Origin of the sequence: Corynebacterium gottingense (assembly GCF_003693265.1) — a bacterium.
Taxonomy (GTDB): domain Bacteria; phylum Actinomycetota; class Actinomycetes; order Mycobacteriales; family Mycobacteriaceae; genus Corynebacterium; species Corynebacterium gottingense.
This window is the reverse complement of sequence record NZ_RDRE01000069.1, coordinates 1-2,858: the sequence shown is the minus strand read 5'-3', so window position 1 is coordinate 2,858 and position 2,858 is coordinate 1. Positions and strand designations below refer to the sequence as shown.

4 protein-coding genes are annotated in these 2,858 nt (G+C 61.5%); 3 read left to right on the top strand and 1 reads right to left on the bottom strand.

Annotated elements, in window-relative coordinates; all coding sequences use genetic code 11:
• The 3 genes from EAW56_RS11440 to EAW56_RS11430 form a co-directional block, all read left to right on the top strand.
• On the top strand, window positions 1–974 hold a 974-nt coding region (locus tag EAW56_RS11440), incomplete at its 5' end, for an FAD-dependent oxidoreductase (protein WP_122086669.1).
• A 320-nt stretch (window positions 975–1,294) separates the two neighbouring features.
• Window positions 1,295–1,663 (top strand): hypothetical protein, encoded by a 369-nt coding sequence (locus tag EAW56_RS11435; RefSeq protein ID WP_122086667.1) that lies wholly within the window; start codon window positions 1,295–1,297, stop codon window positions 1,661–1,663.
• A 54-nt stretch (window positions 1,664–1,717) separates the two neighbouring features.
• Window positions 1,718–2,179, top strand: coding sequence for a hypothetical protein (locus tag EAW56_RS11430; protein WP_122086664.1), 462 nt, complete (start codon window positions 1,718–1,720; stop codon window positions 2,177–2,179).
• 268 nt (window positions 2,180–2,447) lie between these two features.
• Here EAW56_RS11430 and EAW56_RS11425 read toward each other — a convergent pair.
• Window positions 2,448–2,858: M24 family metallopeptidase (locus tag EAW56_RS11425; protein WP_122086662.1), on the bottom strand; the 411-nt coding region annotated here is incomplete at its 5' end.

Here is a 2,858-nt window from a genome sequence, read left to right as displayed (position 1 = left end):
TGGCCGTCGGCGCGCGTCCGTTCATCCCCGAGTGGGCCGAGGGCGTGCCGTTTCACACGAACGAGGACATCATGCGCCTGCCGGAGCTGCCGAAGTCGCTCACGATCGTGGGCGGTGGCTTCATCGCCATGGAGTTCGCGCACATCTTTGACGCGCTTGGCTGCGAGGTGACCATCGTGAATCGCTCGCCGCTCATGCGCGCGCTCGACGCCGACATCCACGAGCGCTTCAACGCACTTGCCACCGAGCGCTTCACCACCCACATCGGCCGTACCGTCACGTCCGCACGCGGCGACGAGCACTCGGTGGAGCTCACGCTTGACGACGCCACCGTCATCACCTCCGAGGCCCTCCTCATCGCCACCGGGCGTGTGCCCAACGGTGACCGACTCGACGCCGCCGCCGGTGGCGTCGAGGTCCGCGAGGACGGGCGCATCGCGGTTGACGAGTACGGCCGAACCACCGCCGACGGCGTCTGGGCTCTCGGCGATGCCTCTTCCCCGTACCAGCTCAAGCACGTGGCCAACGCGGAGCAGCGCGCGGTGACCCACAACGTCATTGCAGCGATGAAGGGTTCCGACGACTTCGTGCCGATGCCGCACCAGCACGTACCTTACGCCGTGTTCACGCACCCGCAGATCGCGTCGGTGGGCCTGACCGAGCGGGAAGCTCGCGACGCCGGCCACGACGTCACCATCAAGGTCCAGAATTACGGCGATGTGGCCTACGGCTGGGCGCTCGAAGATTCGACTGGTGTGGTGAAGCTCGTCGCCGACCGCCAGTCTGGCAAACTCCTGGGAGCTCACCTCATCGGGCCACAGGCCTCCACCCTGATCCAGCAATTGGTCACCATCATGGCGTATGACCTGGACTTGCGGGAAATTCCGCGCCGCCAGTACTGGATTCACCCGGCGTTGCCGGAAGTGGTGGAGAACGCGCTTTTGGGCCTCGACCTGGACTTTTACGAATTTTAGACCGTTCGTCCACCCCCGTTGTGGGGGTGTAACGCTTTTCCAGGAAAAACATAGAATCGAGCAGCAAAAACCCACGTCAGATAATGGTTGTGTAACAGGAACCCCAAAAGCCACGATACGAGAGGCCCCATTTTCACGTTTCTTGAAATTTTTTCGCGGTTCACTTGTGCATTCATGCCGTCTATCCATTAGTGTGGTTTTTCGACACCGGGATCCGAGTCCATCGGGCTTGTCATTCGGTCCTAGGAGCTTTGGCCCCTGGATTTTCTCCGTTAATCCCCGGACGTCTTGCAAGTACTATCAGAGAAGGATTTCGTTTCATGCGTAATTTCCGTAAGGCAGCCCTCGCAGGCGCAACCGCAGTCGCCCTGGCTTTCGGCTCCACCACCATTGCCGCAGCTGAAGAGACTGCCGCCCCGGAGACCAACAACCAGACCCCGGCAGACGCCCAGAAGCCGTCCGCTTCCACCAAGATCGGCGCGTCCCTCGGTGCCTACGACAAGGACGGCAACGCTACCCCTGCCGACGGCCGTGAGATCTTCGGCTCCGAGAAGGAGCACTTCGATGAGCAGCCGGGTTGGGCAATTGCTTTCTACGCCACGACCATCTTCGCCGCTGTCTCCGCACTGGTCGGCCTGGTCGTCGGCCCGGCCTACAACTTCGTTGTCCACGGCCTCCCGAACATGTAAGTCGCGGAATTCCGCACACAACAACTAACGACTTTCTCGAAAGAAGGAACATCAATGCGTAACTTCCGCACCGCAGCAGTTGCATCCGCAACCGCACTGACCGTCGCTTTCGGTGGCGTCGCCGTCGCGTCCGCTGAGACCACGGAGACCCCGGCCACCACCGAGGCTTCCTACGAAAAGCCGGCGAACCGTCCGAAGGCCGAGACCGAGAACAAGGACAACTCCGTCGCATTCAAGGGCTTCGACGGCCGCGAGGGCGACAAGTCCTTCAACGAGTCCATCTCCGACGGCACCGAGGGCCTCTTCAACGGCAAGGGTTCCTCCCACTACGTCAACGATGCGGATAAGCCGTTCTACGGCGTTGACGCATTCGGCAAGGAGAAGAACGCCGAGGCTCTCCCGCAGTGGGCTCGCATCTGGATCGACGGCACCATCGTCTCCGCGATCGGCGCTCTCGTTGGCCTGGTCATCGCAGGCTTCAACTTCGCTTCCTACAACGGCCTGATCAAGCTGTAAGAAGCACTGCTCAGGACTTCTGAGTCCTAGCAAAGAATTACCTCCCCACCGTCTCGGTGCGGGAGGTTTTTTCGTGTGCTTTGGGGGGTTGTCTCAGCTGCCCGGAACACGAACGTTTTGTCCGCTCCCGTGCATGGCGCTAGCTCCAAGTACGAACTACCGCGGAGGAAACCCCAGGTCGTGGTGTTCCCCGCCGACCACATGGAGCTAGCGCCATGTGCAAAGCCGCGCCGTCAAGATCAAGACGCGGCCACGGAGAAGAACCAACCTAGCTCCCCAGCATGAGCTGACCGGCGGCGTACTGCTCGTCCGGGATGGTGAGGATCTCGTTGCCGTCGTCGGTGATCACCAGGGTGTGCTCGAACTGCGCCGTGAATTCCCCGTCTCGGTTCTGCACCGTCCAGCCGTCGTCCCAGATGTCGTATTCGAGCCCTCCGAGGTTGATCATCGGCTCCACGGTGAGCGTCATTCCCGGCTCCAGCACATCACGGTACGTATCGGAGTCGTAGTGCAGCACAACCAGACCGTTGTGGAAGGTAGTGCCCACACCGTGACCGGTAAAGTCCGTGACCACGTTGTAGCCGAAGCGCTGCGCGTAGGACTCGATCACGCGGCCGATCACGTTGATCTCGCGGCCAGGCTTTGCCGCCTTGATGCCGCGCATCGTCGCCTTGTACGT